Source organism: Pseudodesulfovibrio pelocollis (assembly GCF_030282845.1).
Classification (GTDB): Bacteria; Desulfobacterota; Desulfovibrionia; order Desulfovibrionales; family Desulfovibrionaceae; genus Pseudodesulfovibrio; species Pseudodesulfovibrio pelocollis.
In genome coordinates this window covers 18967-38902 of record NZ_JASTWE010000035.1, presented here as the reverse complement: position 1 = coordinate 38902, position 19936 = coordinate 18967, and the positions used below count along the sequence as shown (strand labels likewise).

Annotated in this window: 15 protein-coding genes and 1 tRNA gene; 4 read left to right on the top strand and 12 right to left on the bottom strand. The window is 63.7% G+C overall.

Going from position 1 to position 19936, the window contains the following annotated elements; genetic code table 11:
• The 4 genes from QQS14_RS12340 to QQS14_RS12325 form a co-directional block, all read right to left on the bottom strand.
• On the bottom strand, positions 1–446 hold a 446-nt coding region (locus QQS14_RS12340; protein ID WP_285907307.1), incomplete at its 3' end, for an Abi family protein.
• Positions 447–754: 308 nt separating this feature from the next.
• Positions 755–846: transfer RNA gene (locus QQS14_RS12335), tRNA-Ser, on the bottom strand.
• A 100-nt stretch (positions 847–946) separates the two neighbouring features.
• Positions 947–1864 (bottom strand): dihydroorotate dehydrogenase, encoded by a 918-nt coding sequence (locus tag QQS14_RS12330; protein ID WP_285907306.1) that lies wholly within the window; start codon positions 1862–1864, stop codon positions 947–949.
• 26 nt (positions 1865–1890) lie between these two features.
• On the bottom strand, positions 1891–2676 hold the full coding sequence (locus QQS14_RS12325) for an iron-sulfur cluster-binding protein (protein WP_285907305.1): 786 nt from the start codon (positions 2674–2676) through the stop codon (positions 1891–1893).
• 38 nt (positions 2677–2714) lie between these two features.
• Here QQS14_RS12325 and QQS14_RS12320 point away from each other — a divergent pair, with 38 nt between their 5' ends.
• Positions 2715–4670 carry a peptidase U32 family protein gene (locus QQS14_RS12320; protein WP_285907304.1) on the top strand — a complete coding sequence of 652 codons (1956 nt, stop codon included), beginning with the start codon at positions 2715–2717 and terminating at the stop codon, positions 4668–4670.
• Positions 4671–4749: 79 nt separating this feature from the next.
• On the opposite strand, the gene QQS14_RS12315 is transcribed toward QQS14_RS12320, so the two are convergent.
• From QQS14_RS12315 to carB, 6 genes are read right to left on the bottom strand one after another with little or no spacing between them, the layout of a single operon-like run.
• Positions 4750–5532, bottom strand: a complete 783-nt coding sequence (locus QQS14_RS12315) for a PhzF family phenazine biosynthesis protein (RefSeq protein WP_285907303.1) — start codon at positions 5530–5532, stop codon at positions 4750–4752.
• 13 nt (positions 5533–5545) lie between these two features.
• The gene (locus QQS14_RS12310) at positions 5546–7891 is read right to left on the bottom strand and encodes a penicillin-binding protein 1A (protein ID WP_285907302.1); all 2346 of its coding nucleotides are present in this window, start codon (positions 7889–7891) and stop codon (positions 5546–5548) included.
• A 5-nt stretch (positions 7892–7896) separates the two neighbouring features.
• Positions 7897–8460 (bottom strand): YkgJ family cysteine cluster protein, encoded by a 564-nt coding sequence (locus tag QQS14_RS12305; RefSeq protein ID WP_285907301.1) that lies wholly within the window; start codon positions 8458–8460, stop codon positions 7897–7899.
• Complete coding sequence (locus QQS14_RS12300; protein ID WP_285907300.1) at positions 8457–9485, bottom strand: KpsF/GutQ family sugar-phosphate isomerase; 1029 nt, start codon at positions 9483–9485, stop codon at positions 8457–8459. Before QQS14_RS12300 ends, QQS14_RS12305 begins: the two co-directional genes overlap by 4 nt.
• Positions 9486–9499: 14 nt before the next feature.
• Positions 9500–10915 carry an amidophosphoribosyltransferase gene (gene purF, locus QQS14_RS12295; RefSeq protein ID WP_285907299.1) on the bottom strand — a complete coding sequence of 472 codons (1416 nt, stop codon included), beginning with the start codon at positions 10913–10915 and terminating at the stop codon, positions 9500–9502.
• A gap of 20 nt (positions 10916–10935) precedes the next feature.
• A complete protein-coding gene (gene carB / locus QQS14_RS12290) occupies positions 10936–14172 on the bottom strand; it encodes a carbamoyl-phosphate synthase large subunit (protein ID WP_285907298.1) in 3237 nt (1078 codons plus the stop codon).
• Between the two features lie 256 nt (positions 14173–14428).
• On the opposite strand from carB, the gene QQS14_RS12285 reads away from it, so the two are divergent.
• The 3 genes from QQS14_RS12285 (at position 14429) to QQS14_RS12275 (ending at position 16987) form a co-directional block, all read left to right on the top strand.
• Positions 14429–14710, top strand: coding sequence for a FeoA family protein (locus QQS14_RS12285; RefSeq protein ID WP_285907297.1), 282 nt, complete (start codon positions 14429–14431; stop codon positions 14708–14710).
• A gap of 350 nt (positions 14711–15060) precedes the next feature.
• Positions 15061–16011, top strand: coding sequence for a YbgA family protein (locus QQS14_RS12280; RefSeq protein WP_285907296.1), 951 nt, complete (start codon positions 15061–15063; stop codon positions 16009–16011).
• 19 nt (positions 16012–16030) lie between these two features.
• On the top strand, positions 16031–16987 hold the full coding sequence (locus QQS14_RS12275; protein ID WP_285907295.1) for a YbgA family protein: 957 nt from the start codon (positions 16031–16033) through the stop codon (positions 16985–16987).
• An 18-nt stretch (positions 16988–17005) separates the two neighbouring features.
• Here QQS14_RS12275 and QQS14_RS12270 read toward each other — a convergent pair whose 3' ends face one another.
• Both QQS14_RS12270 and metG read right to left on the bottom strand, forming a co-directional pair.
• Positions 17006–17776, bottom strand: coding sequence for a hypothetical protein (locus QQS14_RS12270; protein WP_285907294.1), 771 nt, complete (start codon positions 17774–17776; stop codon positions 17006–17008).
• A gap of 145 nt (positions 17777–17921) precedes the next feature.
• Positions 17922–19895 carry a methionine--tRNA ligase gene (gene metG, locus QQS14_RS12265; protein WP_285907293.1) on the bottom strand — a complete coding sequence of 658 codons (1974 nt, stop codon included), beginning with the start codon at positions 19893–19895 and terminating at the stop codon, positions 17922–17924.
• Positions 19896–19936 lie beyond the last annotated feature (41 nt).

Sequence of the window (19936 nt, the reverse complement as noted above, 5' to 3'; positions counted from 1 at the left end):
TAATTTGAATAATAATCTTTACATGCGCCTTCCTGCTTCTTCTTGCTAAAAAAATTTGTTGCGAAGGCAACGTCCTGCATTAGTGAAGAATTATCATCTTTAGAGAAGTAGCATGGATCTAAGTACCAATGCGGCCCACCATGAAGGCTCATCGTGTTTGATATTACAGCCCTAAAAGCAACCTCGACCCGCTCGGTAGCGTCAAGAATCAACAACCTCAACTTTCTGTCAAAAACATACAAATCTAACAGATTATCAAATGAGGTCCCAAATTCAAAACCACATACCCATGAGCAACGAAAAGGGGACGCGTACTTCATCAAACGATGAAACCCAACATAAGTAAGATATCGCTCCGCGCGTTGAGCGTCGTGAACAATAAGACCAGCTTGCTTAAGCCTCAAGACTTGATCGAATACTGTGAGCGCAGGGTCAGAATATTCCATACAAAAAATAACCCATCCTATGCGCAGTCAGAGAAAACTCTAAAAGGCCGGATGGGCATGATTCTTGGTTGGTGTGAATACAAGTAAGCTTCCCGAATCTAGTTGTCAACAACTTTTTCACTTTCACTCATACACTCAATTCATGCATAGGTTGATATCAGCTTCCATGTCAATCAAATCATTCGAAATATATCTCATTTACGCCAGATTTCGCAGGGTTGCAGACAGGCGGCACATAATTTGGCGCTCACAGCGCAATCGACACGCAAAAAGGGCTTACGATTTTCACCGTAAGCCCTTGTGGTATCTGGCGGAGAGGAGAGGATTTGAACCTCCGTTGGAGTTCCCCCCAAACACGCTTTCCAGGCGTGCTCCTTAAACCGTACTCGGACACCTCTCCGCGTTTGAGAGGCTGTAACTAACCAAAATGGCGCGGCATGGCAAGGGAAAAATGCCCGCAATCATGGCGCGGGTTCACCTCGGGCGGCGTGGCCGCCGGGTCACAGGGGCAGGCGCAGGCTGCCCCGGAACTCGTCGAGGCTTGATGCGCCGATCTCGGCCAGCAGGGCCGCCATCTGGTCGGCCAGGCCAAAGGCGAAGTCCGGGCGCAGGAAATTGGCCGTGCCCACCTGCACCGCGTGGGCGCCCACCAGGATGAATTCCAGGGCGTCCTCGGCGCTGGCGATGCCGCCAATGCCCACCACCGGGATGCTTACGGCCCGCACCGCCTGATGCACGCAGCGCAGCGCCACGGGCTTGATGGCCGGGCCGGACAGACCGGCCAGCACATTGGCGATGCGCGGCTGCCGCTTGCGGATGTCCACGGCCATGCCCGAAAGCGTGTTGATCAGCGAGAGGATGTGCGCCCCGCCGTCGGCCGCGGCCCGGGCGCAGACAGCGATATCCGTGACATTGGGCGAGAGCTTGACCATAACCGGCTTGTTCCCGGCCCGCTTGCAAACCGCCTCGGTCACCCGCGCGATCTGGGCCGGGTCCTGACCAAAGGCGATGCCGCCCTCGCGCACGTTGGGACAGGAGACGTTGACCTCAAGGGCCGCGATGCCCTCCTCAGCCGCCAGCACCCCGGCCAGCTCGCCAAACTCGGCGGCGTCGCAGGCGTAGAGATTGGCAACGATGGCCACATCACGCCAGGGCAGCGAGGGCAGCGTCCGCTTGACGAAATCCTCCACCCCGAGGTTCTGGATGCCGATGGCGTTGAGCATGCCGCACGGCGTCTCGGCGATGCGCGGCATGGGGTTGCCCTCGCGCGGCGCAAGGGAGATGCCCTTGGCCACGATACCGCCCAGCCGCTTCAGGTCGCCATAGGGCGCGAATTCAAGCCCGGAGCCAAAGGTGCCCGAGGCGGTCATGACTGGATTCTTGAGGCTTAAGCCGCCGAAGCTGACGTGCATATCCATATGAAAAAGACTCCCTGTCGAGAAAACTAGAGCTGGATCGTGTCGGCCCAGAAGATCGGCCCGCGCGTGCAGACCTGGACATGATGCCCCTCGGCATCGGGCGCGACGCAGCCAAGGCACGCGCCCACGCCGCAGGCCATGCGGTTTTCGAGGGACACCTGGGCCCGCGCACCGGTCTCGGCGGCAAAGGTCTGCACCGTGCGCAGGAACGGGGTCGGGCCGCAGGCGAGGATGAGCCCGTCCCTGGCCGCGTATTCGGCGATCAGCTCGCGCATGGCGGCGATGATCAGGTCGAGATCACAGGGCTGGGCTTCGAGCAGGCACCGGCTGTCCACCTGCGCCGAGAGCAAGTCGTAAGGGTAACATTCCAGGGGGAGCCGATGGGCCAGGAAGAGCCGCAGATTCTCCGGGTGCGGATGACGCTCGACATAACCGCGAAAAGGTGCGATGCCGATTCCCCCGGCAAGAAGCAGGGTCGGCGTGTCGGGCTCCACGGCGAACGAGTTGCCAAGCGGCCCCCACAGGGTCACCTGATCGCCCGGCGCAAGGCGCGCCATGCGGGCCGTGCCCCGCCCCACCTTCTGGATGAAGAGGGTCAGGCCGTCCGCGTCCACCGAGGAAATGGAAAAAGGCCTGGCCCAGAGCATGTCCAGCTCCCAGGACACGGGCCGGACCATGACGAACTGGCCGGGCTTCCACCTGTCCCAATCGGGCAGGGAGAGGCGTATTTCGAAGAATTCGTCGGGCCTTTTCCGTTGACCGACCGGGGACACTTCCAATACCGTAACATTCCGGCAGACCCTCAAGGACATGCGATACCCTTATGAGTATGAAACATTTACCTGAAATCATGGCGCCCGCGGGGGATACGTCATCCTTCCTCGCCGCCGTGGCGGCCGGGGCGGACGCCGTGTATGTGGGGCTGAAACATTTCTCAGCCCGGATGCAGGCCACCAACTTCTCTATCAGCGAGCTGGCGCAACTGGCAAGCCTGGGCCGCGACCACGGCACCCGCACATACGTTGCCATGAACACCCTGGTCAAGCCCGGCGATCCCGAGGCCGCGGGCAGGCTCGTGGAGCGGCTCCAGAAAAGCGTCAAGCCATACGCCCTCATCGTGCAGGACCTGGGCATGCTCACCCTGGCCCGCCAAGCCGGATTCAAGGGCGAGCTGCACCTCTCCACCCTGGCCAACCTGAGCCATCCGGCCGGGCTCGAGGTGGCAAAGCAGCTCGGCGCCAGCCGCGTGGTGGTCCCGCGCGAGCTGAACCTTGACGAGGTCAAGCTCATGGCCGAGGCCTGCCCCAAGGACCTGGACCTTGAAATCTTCGTCCACGGCGCGCTGTGCCACTGCGTGTCGGGCCTCTGTTACTGGAGCAGCTACCTGGGCGGCAAGTCCGGCCTGCGCGGCCGCTGCGTCCAGCCCTGCCGCCGCCTCTACAAGCAGGGCAAGCAGGACGCCGAGCGCCTCTTCTCCTGCTCCGACCTCTCGCTGGATGTGCTGACCAAGCCGCTGCTGGACATGCCCAAGGTGGCGGCATGGAAGATCGAGGGCCGCAAGAAAGGCCCCCACTACGTCTACTACACGGTGCGCGCCTACCAGCTGCTGCGCGACAACCCCAACGACGCCCAGGCCAAGAAGGCGGCCGTGGACCTGCTCGATCAGGCCCTGGGGCGGCCCACCAGCCACTCCACCTTCCTGCCCCAACGCCCCTTCATGCCCATCCAGCCCGGCCAGGAGACCAGCTCGGGCAGGCTCGTGGGCGAGATCAAGCGCGACCAGAAGAAGCTCTATTTCCAGCCCCGCGAGGATCTGCATCCCGGCGATCTCCTGCGCGTGGGCTACGAGGACCAGCCCGGACACCGGACCCTGTCCATCCGCCGTCGCGTACCCAAGCGCGGCCGCATGGACATCCCAGCTTCGGCCAAGCACCAGGGGCCGCCCCTGCCCTCCGGCACCAAGGTCTTCCTGGTGGACCGGCGCGACCCGGAACTGGTCAAGCTGATCAAGGGACTTGAGGCCGAGCTGGCCCTGTTCCCGGCCCCGGAGTCCAGCGAGCCGAAATTCGTGCCCAAGGGGCCGAAAAAAGCCGCCCGGGCCAAGGTCAAGCCGGAAGTTGTCTCCCTCTTCCGCCTGCCCCCGCGCGGCCGGATCAACGGCCGGGCCGCCTACTGGCTCGAACGCACCTCCCTGGGCAAGGTGGCCCGGGGTCAGACCGGCCGTGTCCAGTGGTGGCTGCCGCCAGTCATCTGGCCGGACGAGGACAAGAAATACCGCGCCCTGATCAAGGAAGCGACCAAGAACGGCGCCCGCGAGTTCGTCATCAACGCCCCCTGGCAGGCGGCGTACTTCACGGATCGCAAGAAGGCCACCCTGGTGGCCGGGCCGTTCTGCAACGCCTCCAACCGCTTCGCGCTCCAGGTTCTCAAGGACCTGGGCTGCTCGTCGGCCATCGTCAGCCCGGAATTGTCCGGCGAGGACATGCTCGAACTGGCCCGCGACACTCCCCTGCCGCTGGGCGCGGTCATCAAGGGCATGTGGCCCTTTGGCCTGTCGCGCTTCCTGGCCGAGCCGGTCCGGTTCGACTCGCCTGTCAAGAGCCCCATGCATGAGGTTCTCTTCGTGCGCAAATACGGGCAGACCAACTGGCTCTTCCCGGCCTGGGAGCTGGACTTGAGCGAGGAATACCGCGCCCTAGACCGGGCGGGCTTCAAGACCTTCGTGACCATGGTCGAGGAATGGCCCAAGGACGTGCCCAAACCGAGGCGCACCAGCACCTTCAACTGGAAGCTGGATCTCTTGTAGCCGCTGGAAAAACTAAAAAAATTGAGGCCGGGAACACTGTTCCCGGCCTCTTTCTTCTTCCGCGTCGGACGCCGGGAAATCAAAGCATGATGGTCCCTTTCATGAAGGTCACGGCGTGGCCCGCAATCTTGACGCGGTCGCCCATGTCCTCGCAGATGAGCACCCCGCCTCGGGCCGAGACCTGGCAGGCGCGCAGGGCCGAGCGGCCCAGCCGCTGCGCCCAGAACGGCACCAGGGTGCAGTGGGCCGAGCCGGTGACCGGGTCCTCGGGCACCCCGGTGAGGGGCACAAAGGTGCGGGAGACGAAATCGAAGTCCAGCCCGGGCGCGGTGCAGATCATGCACAGACCGTCGAGCTTGGAGACGAGGCGGAAGTCCGGCTCAAGGGCGCGTATCTGCTCCTCGGTCTCGAACACGGCCATCATGTCGCGCTCGCCCATGAAAAGCTCGGCGGGCCGCGCGCCCAAGGCCCGGGTGACCCGCTCGGTCACCTGGATGGGCCGCACGCTCCAGGCCGGGAAATCCATGGAATACAGGCCCTCATCGCGATCCACGAAGAGCCGCCCGCTCTTGGTCTCAAAGACCACGACCGGGTCTGCATAGTCGAGGAACTCGTAGAGCACGTGGGCGCTGGCCAGGGTGGCGTGGCCGCACAGGTCGATCTCGTACTCCGGGGTGAACCAGCGCAGCTCGAAATACTCGCCCCGGCGCACGAAGAAGGCGGTCTCGGACTGGCCGCACTCCTGGGCGATACTCTGCATCAGCCCGTCGCTTGGCCACTCGAAGAGCGGCACCACCGCCGCCGGGTTGCCGCTGAAGACCTCTTCGGCAAAGGCGTCCACCTGATAGATGTCAAGTTCCATGGCGCTCTCCTTGTCAGAACATCTGCTTGAAGAGATCGTCGGCCGAGCCACCCGCGTCCTCGGACGCTCCGGCGGGCGGAGCGGACTGGGTTGGCTCGGTGCCCAGCTTGAAGGGCAGGAAATACTGCGTGCCCGAGCCGGACGAGGCAAGCCGACCCGAGGCCCCGTCAACCCGGACCATAACAACTCCCGGCGGTTCCGGGAAGTCCTGATAGGGGAAATCCTCCTCCACCACTCTGCGATAGTCCACCCACAGCGGGCTGGCCGCGCGCGAGCCCGTCTCCCATTTGCCCATGGGCCGCATCTCGTCGAAGCCGACGTACACGCCCGTGAGCAGATAGGGGGTGAAGCCCATGAACCAGGCGTCGTTCTCGTCGTTGGAGGTGCCTGTCTTGGCGGCCACGGGCCGATTGAGCGCGCGGGCACGCCAGCCTGTGCCGTCGCGCACGACCTCCTTCATCAGACTGGTCATGATGTAGGCGGTCTGCGGGCTGATGGCGTCCACGGCTTCGGGCACCGAGGCGAACAGTTCCTCGCCCCAGGCCGAGCGCACCGAGAGCACGGTGCGCGGCTTGATGTACGACCCGCCGCGCGCAAAGGCGGTGTAGGCCTCGCACAGGTTCATCAGCGTGACCACCGACGAGCCCAGCGACACCGAGAGGTCCGGGGGGAAATCGCTCTCAAGGCCCATGGCCCGCGCCCGCTCGATGATGGTGCGGATGCCGATGCGCTGGGCCACGCGGATGGTAACGAGGTTCTTGGACTTGACCAGGGCGGTACGCAGCAGGGTCGGCCCCTCGTAGGTGCCCTCGAAGTTCTCGGGCCGCCACAGCTTGCCCAAGGCCTCGTTGGCATAGACAATGGGCGCATCAAGAACAATGGAGGCTGGTGTGAACCCGTTATCCATGGCCGCCGAATAGACGATGGGCTTGAAGGCCGATCCGGGCTGGCGTCTGGCCTGGGTGGCCCGGTTGAACTGGCTGCGGCCAAAGGAGTAGCCGCCCACCAGGGCCAGCACCTCGCCGTTGTCCGGCCTCATGGAGACCAGGGCGCCCTCCACCTCGGGTTCGCGCTCCAGGTCCAGCGTCCACACGCCCTCGGGCGATTCGGGTGCCTTGGCCACAGTGGCCCAGACCACGTCGCCCTCCTTAAGCACCCGGCGGGCGTCGGTGGGGCCGGGCACGTCCTCGTGGCTCTTGCGGGCATCCTGCTCGCGCACCCACCACATGGCCTTGATCGGAATGACCCCGTGGAATCTGCCGAAGCGGACAGTGGCCCTGTCCTTGTCCACCTGGGCCACCCACACCTTGAAGGGCACGGCCTTGTCCGCAAGGCCATCCACGGTCTGCGGCCCTTCATCGAGGACGCGGCCCACGTCGCCGGGGCTGATGGTCTCGATGGGGCCTGTCCAGCCGCGCCGCTGGGCCGAATCGAGCAACCCGCGCCGCAGCGCCTTCTCGGCCGCAGCCTGATGCTTGAGATTGCAGGGAGTGGTCACGGTCAGGCCCGCAGTATACGCCTCGTCCTCGCCGTAGCGGTCCACCAGCCAGCGGCGCACCTCCTCAAGATAATACGACCCGACCCGCCAGGACGGGTCGTCCATGCTCACCAGTTCGATCTCCTCGGCCATGGCCTCGTTGTACTGATCGCGGGTGATCCAGCGAAGGGAGAGAAGCTGATCAAGGACGTAGCGCTGGCGCTGCTTGGCCAGATCGAAGTTCTGATACGGGTTGTAGCGGCTCGGGGCCTGGGGCAGCCCGGCCAGCATGGCCGCCTGGGCCAGGGTCAGGTCCGTGGCGTGACGGGCGAAATAGGTGCGCGAGGCCGCCTCCACGCCATAGGAGTTGGCCCCGAGGAATATCTGGTTGAGATAGATGGTCAGTATCTCTTCCTTGGTCAGGTAGTTTTCCAGCCGGAAGGCGAGGATCGCCTCCTTGAGCTTGCGTGTGTAGCTGCGCTCCGGGGTCAGGAGCAGGCGCTTGATGATCTGCTGGGTGATGGTGGAGCCGCCCTGCTTGGTGCGCCCGGCTTTCACGTTGGCCAGAAAGGCACGCACGATGGCCGTCAGGTCCACGCCGTCGTGCTGGTAGAAGCTCGAATCCTCGGCGGCCAGGAATGCCTTGGGCAGCCACGGGGTCATCTGGTCCAGCGTGACCAGAAACCGTTTTTCTTTGTAGAAATATCCGAGCACTTCGTCGTTGGCGGCGTAGACCGTGGTCACCAGCGGCGGTTTGTAGTCGGTGATGTTCCGAAAACCGGGCAAGTCCCTGGACGCCCAGTGATACAAGCCAAAGGCCGCGCCGACTCCGGCGAGCAGGCAAACGGTGAGCAACACAATCAAAATCTTGAGCACTTTCATGGGTATCAAAAACCTTTTTTTACCTTGCGCGCGCCGCGCGCGGGCGGTAGCCCCCAGGCCAGCCGGAGCCTTCCGTAAAGATCCGTGACCGAGGCCTTGTTGGTGTCAAAACATTTGAGCATTCGTGGCAGCGTCCGCTCCTCGCGCCGGGCGAGGCAGGTGGCGGAATCGAAGAAGGTCACATCGCGCCCGACCACCCAGAAGGGATACAGGCGGCAGTAGTATGGCCGGGCCTCGTGAGGAATTTCGCACCCCTCGGGACCGAGAAAGCGGCACGCGCCCATGGTGTCCACCGTCAGGCGGTAATGTTCGCCCGTTGGCGGGAAAAGCGCCTGGATCAGGTCGTCCTCTCCAGGGAACAGCCTACGGACATTGTCGATGAAGGCCGCGGAATTTTGCGCGAGCACGAAGCCGCCGGTAAAGGGCGCGTGGTCGCGGACCCGGTCCTTCTCCATCTGGGAGACCGGAAAGCAGAACTCCTCCTGGCCCGCTGTCATGCGGCAGCAGGTGGGGCCTTGCAGCGAGCACCGCCTGCAGGTGTCGGACGCATCGGACCGGATTCGGGTCATGACGTCCCCGCTGGCTCCGTGGTACGACCGGCCGTGCCGGAAAAACGCAGCGCCCCCTTGCCCAGGAGATCGTGCAGGTGGACCATGCCCACCAGCCGCCCGTCCTCGCTGACCACGGGCAGCACAGTGATCTGGTGCTGCTCCATGACGTCCAGAACATGGGCCGCAGACTCGCCCGCCACGGCCCGGCGCGGCGAGGTGGTCATGACCCCGGCCACGGGCCGGTCCATGTCCAGGCCACCAGCGCAGACCAGACGGCGCACATCGCCATCGGTGAACACGCCCCTCAGCCCGGCTTGGGCATCGACGATGGCCACCAGCCCGAGGCCGCCGGAGTTGAGCACGTCCACGGCCCGGGCCACGGTCGCCCCGTCGTCCACCACGGGCAGGTCGGCGGTGTGCATAAGCTGGTCCACGCACATGGCCAGCCGCTGCCCCAGGGAACCGCCCGGATGATATTTGCGAAAATCGTCCTTGCCAAAGGATTTCCACTCCATGAGGCAGACGGCCAGGGCGTCGCCCACGGCCAGATGCGCCGTGGTGCTCGCCGTGGGCGCAAGGCCCATGCGGCACGCCTCGCGCGGCACATGGACCTCGATGGTGATGTCCGCCAGCTGGGCCATGGCCGAGGCGGTGTTGCCGGTCATGGCGATGACCGTGGCCCCCAGCGACCGCAGGGTGGGAATGATGGCGTTGACCTCGTCGCTGCCGCCGGAGTTGGACAGGGCCAGGACCACGTCCTCACCCCGGATCATGCCCATGTCGCCGTGTGCGCCCTCCACCGGGTGCAGGAAAAAGGCGGGTGTGCCCGTGCTCGACAGGGTAGCCGCGATCTTGCGCCCCACCAGCCCGGACTTGCCAATGCCGGTGATGACCACCCTGCCCCGGCACTCGGCCATGGCGGTCAGGGCGCGCACAAAGCTATCGCCCAGCTGGCCGGACACGGTCCGCAGCCCCTCGATCTCGATGTCGAGCACCTCGCGGGCCAGCTCAAGCCAGTCGGTTCCGTCGGACCTTGAGGTCATGATCGCGCTCCGTATCAGCAGAATTCCTTGATGATGCCCGGGTTGGCTTCCAGGCAGCCCTTGCCCATCATGTCGGACAGGGGGATGGGATAGTTGCCGTCAAAACAGGCCAGACACCATGCGTCGTCGTCGGTGACCGAGTTGAGCAGGCCCGGGATGGTCAGGTAATGCAGGGAATCGAGCCCCATGAACCGGGTGATGTCCTCCACCGAGTGGTTGGCCGCGATCAGCTCGCCCTTGGACGAGAAGTCGATGCCATAGAAACAGGGATGCTTGATGGCCGGACAGCTGACGCGCAGGTGTATCTCGCGTACGCCCAGTTCGCGCAACTTGCGCACCCTGGCCCGGATGGTGGTGCCGCGCACGATGGAGTCCTCGATGATGATGATGCGCTTGCCCTTGACCATGCTCTTGACCGGGTTGAGCTTCACCCGCACCGAGAAATCGCGCATATCCTGGGAGGGCTGGATGAAGGTGCGGCCCACGTAGTGGTTGCGGATCATGGCCAGTTCCAGCGGCAGGCCGGATTCCTGGGAATAGCCCACGGCCGCGTAGTTGCCCGAGTCCGGGAACGGCATGACAAAGTCCGCGTCCACCGGAGCTTCCTTGGCCAGCATGACGCCCATGGCCTTGCGCCGCTCATAGACCACGTCGCCGAAGATGTTGGAATCGGGCCGGGCAAAGTAGATCAGCTCGAAGATGCACTGGCGCTTGGGCTCGGTGTCGTTGAAGCGGAAGGAGGTCAGCTTGTTCTTGTGGATGGTGACGATCTCGCCGGGCTCCAGCGGGCGCAGGTATTCGGCCTCGATGAGATCAAAGGCGCAGGTCTCGGTGGCAAAGACGTAGCGGTCGCCCACCCGGCCCAGGCCCAGCGGCCGGACGCCGTTGGGGTCCTTGATGGCGATGAGCTTGTCGTTGGCCATGACCAGCATGGAATACGCGCCGCGCACCTTGGCGCAGGCCATGGCGATGGCCTGCTCGATGGTCTCGGTCTCGTGCAGGTACTTGATGATCAGGTGGGCGAAGACCTCGGTGTCCATGGTGGTCTGGAAAATGGACCCGTTTTGCTCAAGCTCGGTGCGCAACTCGTAGGTATTGACCAGATTGCCATTGTGGGCCACGGCCAGCCGCAGGTTGCCATGGCGGACGATGAAGGGCTGGGCGTTGCGGATGAGCGAGGCCCCGGTGGTGGAGTAGCGGATGTGGCCCATGGCGATGTCGCCCTTGAGTTCCTTGCTCAGGTGCCGCTCGTTGAACACGTCGGCCACCAGCCCCATGCCCTTTTGCTCGCGGATCTTCTCGCCATCCCAGGTGACGATGCCAGCCGACTCCTGCCCGCGATGCTGCAGGGCGTACAGGCCGAAATAGGTCATCCGGGCGGCCTCCTTGTGGCCGTATACTCCGAAAAGCCCGCAATACTCTTTTTTCATGTGCCTTCTCTGGGCGGTGTTCAACCGCCGTAGTACGTTTGCAGGCTCTCGACCTTGAGGCCGGTCTGCCGCATTTCGAGGATGGCCTGGGCGATGGCCCGGGCACCCGACACCGTGGTGGTGTAGGGGATGTTGTAGAGCAGCGTATTCTGGCGGATGATCCTGGCGTCACCCACGGTCTTCTTGCCCGAGGGGGTGTTGATGACCAGATCGATCTCGCCGTTCTTGATGTGGTCCACCACATGGGGGCGCTGGCCCTCGTGGACCTTGTTGACCTTGGTCACGGGCACGCCCTTTTCCATGAAATAGTCGGCCGTGCCGCCGGTGGCCATGACCCGGAATCCCATGTCGGCAAAATCTCTGGCAGCCAGCACCAGCTTGGCCTTGTCCCAGTCATTGACGGAGATGAAGACCGTGCCCGAGGTGGGCAGCTTCTGCCCTGCGGCCAGCTGCGCCTTCATGTAGGCGAGCCCGAAGCTCGGGTCGATGCCCATGACCTCGCCGGTGGAGCGCATCTCGGGTCCGAGCAGCACATCCACATTGGGGAAGCGGTTGAAGGGGAAGACCGACTCCTTGACCGAGATGTGGCCCTTCTTGCGCATGGCCCAGGGCTTGAGATCCTTGAGTTTCTCTCCCAGCATGACCCGGGTGGCCAGCTTGGCCAGGGGCACACCCGTGGCCTTGGACACAAAGGGCACGGTGCGCGAGGCGCGCGGGTTGACCTCGATGATGTAGACCTCGCCGTCCTTGACGGCGAACTGGACGTTCATCAGGCCGACCACGCCAAGCTCGCGGGCCATGGCCACGGTCTGCCGCTCGATGTCGCGGATGACCTCGGCGCTCAGGCTGTATGGGGGCAGCACCGAGGCAGAGTCGCCAGAGTGGATGCCCGCCTCCTCGATATGCTCCATGACCCCGCCGATGTAGACATCCTCGCCGTCGGCCAGGGCGTCCACGTCCACCTCGATGGCGTATTCGAGGAACTTGTCGATGAGGGTGGGATGCTCGGGCGAGACCCGGGCGGAATCGCGGAAATACGCCTCGAATTCGTCCATGCAATAGACGATGTCCATGCCCCGGCCGCCCAGGACGTAGGAGGGGCGCAGCACCAGCGGGAACCCAAGGCCCTGGGCGATCTCCTTGGCCTCGGTCATGCTCATGGCCGTGCCGTTGGGCGGCTGCTTGAGGTTCAGCTTGTTCAGGAACTGCTTGAAGCGCTCGCGGTCCTCGGCCCGGTCAATGGCGTCCGGGCTGGTGCCGATGAGCGGCACGCCAGCCCGCATCAGCCGCAGCGCCAGATTGAGCGGGGTCTGCCCGCCGAACTGGACGATGACACCGTCGGGCTTCTCGAAGTCGAGGATGTTCATGACATCCTCGAAGGTCAGCGGCTCGAAGTAGAGCTTGTCCGAGGTGTCGTAGTCGGTGGACACGGTCTCGGGGTTGGAGTTGACCATGATGGACTGCACGCCCATCTCCTTCAAGGTGAAGGAGGAGTGGCAGCAGCAGTAGTCGAACTCGATGCCCTGGCCGATGCGGTTGGGTCCGCCGCCGAGGATGACGATCTTCTTCACGTCGTCGCGGACGTTTTCCACCCCGGTCTCGTAGGTAGAATAGTAATACGGGGTGTACGCCTCGAACTCGGCGGCGCAGGTGTCCACCAGATAATAGGTCGGGATGATGCCAAGCTCCTTGCGCATGGTCCGGATGGCGTCCTCGCTGGTGCGCCACATGGCGGCCAGCTGGGCATCGGAATAGCCGTATTCCTTGGCCGTGCGCAGCATCTCGGCCATGCCTTCGCTGGCGGCGTCCACGCCCTGCTTCAGGCCGAACTCGATCAGGGAGCGCTCCATGGTCAGGATGTCCTCGATCTGGCGCAGGAACCACGGGTCGATGGCGGTGGCCTCGAAGACCTCCTCAACAGACATGCCGCAGCGCAGTGCGTTGCGCAGGGCGTAAATGCGCTGGGAGTTGGGACGACGCAGCAGGCGCAGGATCTCGTTCTTGTCGACATCACAGGCCTCGAACCGCTTGCCCAGGCCGATGTGGCCGGTCTCAAGGGAACGCAGCCCCTTTTGCAGCGCCTCCTTGAAGGTGCGGCCGATGGCCATGGTCTCGCCCACGGACTTCATGGCCGTGGTCAGGTAGTCTTCGGACCCGGGGAACTTCTCGAAGGTGAAGCGCGGTATCTTGATCACGCAGTAGTCAATGGCGGGCTCGAAGGAGGCCATGGTCTCGCGGGTGATATCGTTGGGAATCTCGTCCAGAGTGTAGCCCACGGCCAGCTTGGCCGCGATCTTGGCGATGGGAAATCCGGTGGCCTTGGAGGCCAGGGCCGAGGAACGCGACACTCGCGGGTTCATCTCGATGACGATCATCTCGCCGTTTTCGGGATTGATGGCGAACTGGACGTTGGAGCCGCCCGTCTCCACCCCGATCTCGCGCATGATGGCCAGCGAGGCGTTGCGCATCTTCTGGTATTCGTCGTCGGTCAGGGTCTGGGCCGGGGCCACGGTCACCGAGTCGCCGGTGTGCACGCCCATGGGGTCCAGGTTCTCGATGGAGCAGATGATGACGCAGTTGTCCTTGCGGTCACGCATGACCTCAAGCTCGTACTCCTTCCAGCCGAGGATGGAGCGCTCGAGCATGATCTCGCGCTTCATGGACAGAGCCAGGCCGTTGGCGCAGATTTCCTCAAGCTCTTCCATGTTGTAGGCAACGCCGCCGCCCGAGCCGCCCAGGGTATAGGCTGGCCGAACAATGATGGGGAACGGGATGACCTGCCCCCAGTGGCGTACGTCGTCCATGCTCCGGCAGATGCCGGATTCAGCCACGGCAAGGCCGATGTTCTCCATGGCCGCGCGGAATTCCTCGCGGCTCTCGGCCTTGTTGATGGCCTCGATGTTGGCCCCGATGAGCTCGACATTGAACCGGTCGAGCACGCCCATTTCGGCCACGGCCAGGGCGGTGTTGAGTCCGGTCTGCCCCCCCAGAGTAGGCAAAAGAGCGTCGGGGCGCTCTTTCTCGATGATTCGGGCCACGGTTTCCGGCTCGATGGGTTCGATGTACGTCCTGTCGGCCAGCTCCGGGTCGGTCATGATCGAGGCCGGGTTGGAGTTGACCAGGACCACCTCGTACCCCTCCTCCTTGAGCGCCTTGAGGGCCTGGGTGCCGGAGTAGTCGAACTCGCAGGCCTGCCCGATGACAATGGGGCCGGACCCGATCAGCATGATCTTTTTGATATCTGTGCGTTTGGGCATTCTTAGTGGAAGTAGTTGAGGTTACGGCATCTTTTCAGATCGGAGAAAACATTAGGCACGCGGACCCGGCCGGGCGACGCCGCCACCCGCCGGACAAGCTCATTTACTTACAGCCTTGGCCCTTGAAAGGCAATGGTTTTGTACGGGCGACCGGACCCGGAATCCCGCCCCGGCCAAGGCTGACATGACGCCTTGGCCTCCGATTCCCATTGACACGGCCGAGGTTGATACTTATTCTCACCCTCAAGGAGATTCCATGGTCAAGCCCCTGACAGAATACCCCGCCGGAACGGTTGTCCGGGTGGCCGACATAGACGGCGGGATGCGCGCGCGCTCGCGCATGCTGGCCCTTGGCCTGACCCCCGGCTGCCCGGTGGAGGTGCTCGCTGGAGGCCCTGCCGGATGCCGCCTTCGCGTGCGCGGCTCCGAGGTGGTTCTGTGCTGCGGTCTGGCGGGAAAGATCATGGCCGCCGAAATGAACTCCGCGGAAGTGACGCCCTGTGACTGCTGCGCAGGCTCCCGAGCCAGGGCGTCGTAGCAGGCTGTTGAAAAACGGCGACCTGCGGACGTTAAGCGACTGTAGGCGAGTCTTCGAGCCGTACAGAAAGCTTATTCAAAAAGTACAAATCCTCGCGTACAGGAAGTACGCTTTGGCCTTGAACTTTTTTCGCGCCTAGCATCTCACCATTTTTGAACAGCCTGCATGGTTGGACTTTTTCAACGGCCAGCTAGGCTGCCGCTCCGGTCATCTGCGCCCACCCCCTTCCCGCCAGCCTCAATCCACCCTGACACGAAATCCAGACCAACCCGTCATCCGGGTTGATTTTTTCTTGTGCATGACGCGCGCCGGGTGCTATTCATTGCGTATTCCCCGGAGGTCAGCCAGCCATGAATACCATGATCAGGATAGGCGTCAGCGCCTGCGTTCTGGGCGAGAAGGTCCGCTATGACGGAAGCCATGCCCGGGACAGCTACATCACCGACACTCTGGCCAAGCATGTGGAGTTCGTGCCCCTGTGTCCCGAGGTGGCCTGCGGCATGGGCGTCCCGCGCGAGAAGGTGCGGCAGGTGGATTGCGCGGGTGCCATCCGGCTCATCGGCCACCAATCGGGCGAGGACTGGACCGAGCGCATGAACACCTGGGCCGGGCGCGTATTGGCCGACCTGGAGGAGGACGGCCTGTGCGGCTTCGTGGTCAGGAACGCCTCCCCTTCCTGTGCCCTGATGCAGGGCAGAATCATCTCCACCACGGGCGGCCCGCCGCGACCCGGGGCCGGATTCTTCACGGCCCGGCTGGTGGAGCGCCACCCCCTGCTGCCGGTGGAGACGGACGAACGCCTCCAGACCCCCCTGCTGCGCGAGAATTTCATCCGCCGGGTCTTCGCCCTCAGACGCTGGCGCGATATGCTGGCAAAGGGCATGCAGATCGGCCGGCTGGTGGATTTTCACACCCGGCACAAGATGCTCATCCGCGCCCACGACCTGCGCGGCTACCGCGAGCTGGGGCACCTGCTGGGCGAAAGCTCGGTCTTCAACACGGCCGAGGTCTTCGCCGCCTATGGCGCGCTGCTCTTCCGCTCGCTGTCGCTCAAGGCCACGCCCAAAAAGAACGCGGATGTACTCATGCACGCCATGGGATTCTTCAAGAAGAACCTGGACAGCCGCGACAAGCAGGAGATGCTGGAGAGGATCGCCGAATACAAGGCGGGCCGCATCCCCCTGCTCATCCCGTTGACCCTGCTCAACCACTACGCGCGAAAGTTCGACAGGCCCTACCTCACGCAGCAGTTCTACCTCAATCCCGATCCGGCGGAACTCAAGCTCCTCAACCATGTCTGACGGTACAGGAGCAAATTCCATGGACCAGCCCGTTCGCCTCGGCATCAGCGCCTGCCTGCTGGGAGAAAAGGTCCGCTACGATGGCGGCCATGCCCATGCCCGCCACGTGACATCCCTGCTGGCGGACCGTGTCGAGTTTCATCCGATCTGTCCCGAGGTCGGTTGCGGCATGCCTGTCCCGCGTGAAGCGGTCCGCCTCGTGGGTACGCCCGAATCGTGCAGGCTGCTTGGCCGCGAATCGGGCACCGATTGGACCGACCGCATGACCCAATGGGCCCGCGAAGCCCTCGACCAACTGGCCAAGGCCAACCTGTGCGGCTTCATCTTCAGGGCCAAGTCACCGTCCAGCGGCATGGGCCGGGTCAAGGTGTACCCCCATGGCGGCGGGCAGCTCGTCAGCCACGCCGGGACCGGCCTCTTTGCCCGGCTGTTCATGGAGCGGTTCCCCCTGCTGCCGGTGGAGGACGACGGCCGTCTGCACGACATCAACCTGCGCGCCAACTTCCTTGAGCGCGTCTTTGTCCAGCACCGGTGGAACGCGGTGCTGCGCGGCGGCAGGCGGATGAAGGATCTCGTCGATTTCCACACCCGGCACAAGATGCTGCTGCGCTCCCACGACATCCCCACCTACCGCCAGATGGGCGCCCTCGTGGCCGGGGGCAGGACCATGCCCGGCGACGAGCTTTTCGACCTCTATGACCGTCTGCTGGCCCAGGCCATGGCCCGTAAGCCCACACCACGCAAACACGCGGACGTGCTCACGCATGTCCTGGGCCATTTCAAGACCATGCTCACCGCTGACGAAAAGCGGGAATGTCTTGAGATTATTGACAATTACAGGAATGAACTGATCCCGCTCATCGTGCCCGTGACACTCATGAACCACTATGTGAGAAAATACGGTGCCCGTTACCTGAAGGACCAGATATACCTCGCCCCCCACCCGCTGGAGCTGAAGCTGCGCAACCACGCATGATTGACCCCGGCGGAAGGATCACAGGCTCCCGGCCGGATCAAGGTCCAGACGCACGCCCCGCAGGTCTCCCCCGCTCTCCATCCACGACCGCAGCAGCCCCCGGTTGCGAAAGACCACCGGATGGGGGCAGCCGTGTCCGGCCTGATCGAGCAGCCCGGCGGCCACGTCCGGGTAGTGCCGGGCCGCGCTCAGGCAAGCCAGCAGGTTCAGACACAGCTCGTTCATGGGGAAGCGCAGGACCATAGCCTTGCCCAGGGGACGCATGACGTCCGAGAAGCGGCGCGCCCGGTAGTAGGCCACGGCCAGATCGAACTGGGCGGCGTGCAGGCCGGGCAGCAGTTCGGCCACGGCCTCGCGCTCGGCCACGGTGTAGCTGGTCCGCGCGGTGGGGCAGGCCCCGTCTTCCGCGCCACGCAGCCGGATGTCAAACCCGAACTCCCGCGCCCGATCCAGGCCCGACGACCCTTCCGGCCCGAGCGCGTCAAGGACCTGGCACCCGGCCAGACGCATCTCCCGCAATGCCTCGCGCCCCGGCACCGCATCCAGCCGCGCGCTCCACAGGACATTGATCTCGCGCCGTCGCATCTCGCGGCAGAGGGAAATCGTCCGGGTCGAATCGGAAAACAGCATGGCATCGTCGAAATCCAGCCAGCGCAGGCCCTCGCGGACGACTCGTTCGGCCAGACCGGCCACGGTCCACGCCGCTCCCAACCGGACCACGGCCCGCCACGAACACCGGCCGCCACCGCCGTTCCCCACGGCCTCGACATTTCTTTTTTCCAAACTCATGGTTCACCCCCGGACCGTCGGCTTGTTGCCGTCCTGACAGGTCCACAGGATCGGATGCAAGAACTCCGCCAGCCAGCGCGTCCGGGCACACGAAAAAGGCCGCCCCCCAGGGGACGGCCTGCTGAAAACGGATCGAGGGAATCGGCTAGCTGACCCGGCTGCCCGGGGCCACCTCCCCCGATGGGGTCAAAAGATTCAGTGAATCACCTGACTTGACAGCCAGGATCATGCCCTGGGAGAGCTGCTTGCGGAGCTTGCGCGGCTTGAGGTTGGCCACCACGACCACCTGCCTGCCCACCAGATCGTCGGGGGCGAAGAACTCGGCAATGCCTGCCACCACCTGACGCGGCGCTTCCTCGCCGATGTCGACCCGGACCAGCAGCAGCCGGTCCGCGTCCGGGTGCGGCTCCACCTCGACCACGGTGCCCACGCGCAGGTCGAGCTTCTGGAAATCCTCGAACTCGATGGTGCCGTTGCTCTGTTCGCCGCCTGCCGGGGCTTCCTTGCCGGACGTGTCGTCCTTGGCCTTGCCCGCCTTGGCCTTTCCCGGTTTGACCTTGGCCGCCACGACCGCGTGGGCCTCGGGCAGTTCGATGCGCGGGAAGAGGTTGGACGTCTCGGCCACGGTGGACCCGGATTCGAGAACACCCCACACCTCAAGCTCCTTGGGCAAGTTGAACTTGTCCCGGGCAAAGGTGATGCCGAGCTGGGCGAGCATGGTCTGGGCCGACTCGGGCATGACCGGCCACAGGTGGACCGCGATCTTGCGCATGTTCTCCAGGAGCACGTAGATGACCGTGGAAAGCCTGTCCTTGTTGCCCGCCTTGAACAGCGTCCAGGGCGCGGTGGCGTCGATGTACTTGTTGAGGCCGCGCACCAGTTCCCACAGGGATTCGAGGCCGCGAGAGAAGCGCAGCCCGCAGAAATGAGCCTGGAAGGCGCGCATGGCGTCCTGCCCGAGCTTCTTGATCTCCGCGTCCACCACGTCCTCGATGACCGGGACCGGGACGGTGCCGCCGAAATATTTGTGGGTCATGGCCAGGGTGCGGTTGAAGAGATTGCCCAGGTCGTTGGCCAGGTCCGCGTTGAGACGGCCCACCAGGGCTTCCTCGGAAAAGCTGGAATCGCCGCCAAAGGACATCTCGCGCAGCAGGAAATAGCGGAAGGGATCAAGGCCGTACCTGTCCTTCATGGCCAGCGGCTCGATCACGTTGCCGATGGACTTGGACATCTTGGTGTCCCTGACCAGCCAGTAGCCGTGGACGTTGAGGGACTGGAAGGGCTCGATACCCGCAGCCTTGAGCATGGTCGGCCAGAACACGGCGTGGGGCTTGAGGATGTCCTTGGCCACCAGATGATTGGCGGCTGGCCAGAATTTCCTGAACTTGTCGCCGTCGGGATAGCCCAGAGCGGACACATAATTGATGAGCGCATCGAACCAGACGTAGGTGACGAAATCCTTGTCAAAGGGCAGCTCAATACCCCAGGTCAGCCGACTCTTGGGCCGGGAGATGCACAAATCCTCAAGCTCGCCGCCCTCAAGCAGGCTCAAGACCTCGTTGCGGTACTGCTCGGGCCGGATGAAATCGGGATTTTGCCTGATGTGCTCCCGAAGCCACCCCTGATACTTGGACATGCGGAAGAAATAATTCTTCTCGGCAATATACTCGGGCTTGGTTTGATGGTCTGGACACAAGCCGTCCACCAGTTCCTTCTCGGTATAGAATCGCTCGCACCCGAAGCAGTAGTGCCCCCCATATTCCCCAAAATAGATGTCTCCCGCGTCAAAGACCTTCTGGAGAATGCTTTGCACCACCTTGACGTGTCGCGTCTCGGTGGTGCGGATAAAGTCGTCGTTGGTGATGTTCATGTCGGGCCACAGCGCCTTGAACTGGCCGCTGATGGCATCCACGTATTCCATGGGGGACAGGCCGTTGGCCTCGGCCGCCTGCACGATCTTGTCGCCGTGCTCGTCGGTGCCGGTGAGAAAATACGTCTCCGCGCCCATCAGTTGGTGGAAGCGGCTGAGGGCATCCGCCACCGTGGTGGTGTAGGCATGCCCCAGGTGGGGCTTTGCGTTCACGTAGTAGATGGGCGTGGTGATATAGAAACGTTCCAAACCGAATCTCCTTGTCCCGAAAATGCGCTGCCCTCGGGAGT

Bases quoted from the DNA above. Each gene is read 5' to 3' on its own strand.
- QQS14_RS12275 (WP_285907295.1), top strand. From the start codon at position 16,031: ATGGACCAGCCCGTTCGCCTCGGCATCAGCGCCTGCCTGCTGGGAGAA.
- purF (WP_285907299.1), bottom strand. From the start codon at position 10,915: ATGAAAAAAGAGTATTGCGGGCTTTTCGGAGTATACGGCCACAAGGAG.
- QQS14_RS12305 (WP_285907301.1), bottom strand. From the start codon at position 8,460: ATGACCCGAATCCGGTCCGATGCGTCCGACACCTGCAGGCGGTGCTCG.
- QQS14_RS12330 (WP_285907306.1), bottom strand. From the start codon at position 1,864: ATGGATATGCACGTCAGCTTCGGCGGCTTAAGCCTCAAGAATCCAGTC.
- QQS14_RS12285 (WP_285907297.1), top strand. From the start codon at position 14,429: ATGGTCAAGCCCCTGACAGAATACCCCGCCGGAACGGTTGTCCGGGTG.
- QQS14_RS12325 (WP_285907305.1), bottom strand. From the start codon at position 2,676: ATGTCCTTGAGGGTCTGCCGGAATGTTACGGTATTGGAAGTGTCCCCG.
- carB (WP_285907298.1), bottom strand. From the start codon at position 14,172: ATGCCCAAACGCACAGATATCAAAAAGATCATGCTGATCGGGTCCGGC.
- QQS14_RS12310 (WP_285907302.1), bottom strand. From the start codon at position 7,891: ATGAAAGTGCTCAAGATTTTGATTGTGTTGCTCACCGTTTGCCTGCTC.
- QQS14_RS12280 (WP_285907296.1), top strand. From the start codon at position 15,061: ATGAATACCATGATCAGGATAGGCGTCAGCGCCTGCGTTCTGGGCGAG.
- QQS14_RS12315 (WP_285907303.1), bottom strand. From the start codon at position 5,532: ATGGAACTTGACATCTATCAGGTGGACGCCTTTGCCGAAGAGGTCTTC.
- QQS14_RS12320 (WP_285907304.1), top strand. From the start codon at position 2,715: ATGGCGCCCGCGGGGGATACGTCATCCTTCCTCGCCGCCGTGGCGGCC.
- QQS14_RS12270 (WP_285907294.1), bottom strand. From the start codon at position 17,776: ATGAGTTTGGAAAAAAGAAATGTCGAGGCCGTGGGGAACGGCGGTGGC.
- QQS14_RS12300 (WP_285907300.1), bottom strand. From the start codon at position 9,485: ATGACCTCAAGGTCCGACGGAACCGACTGGCTTGAGCTGGCCCGCGAG.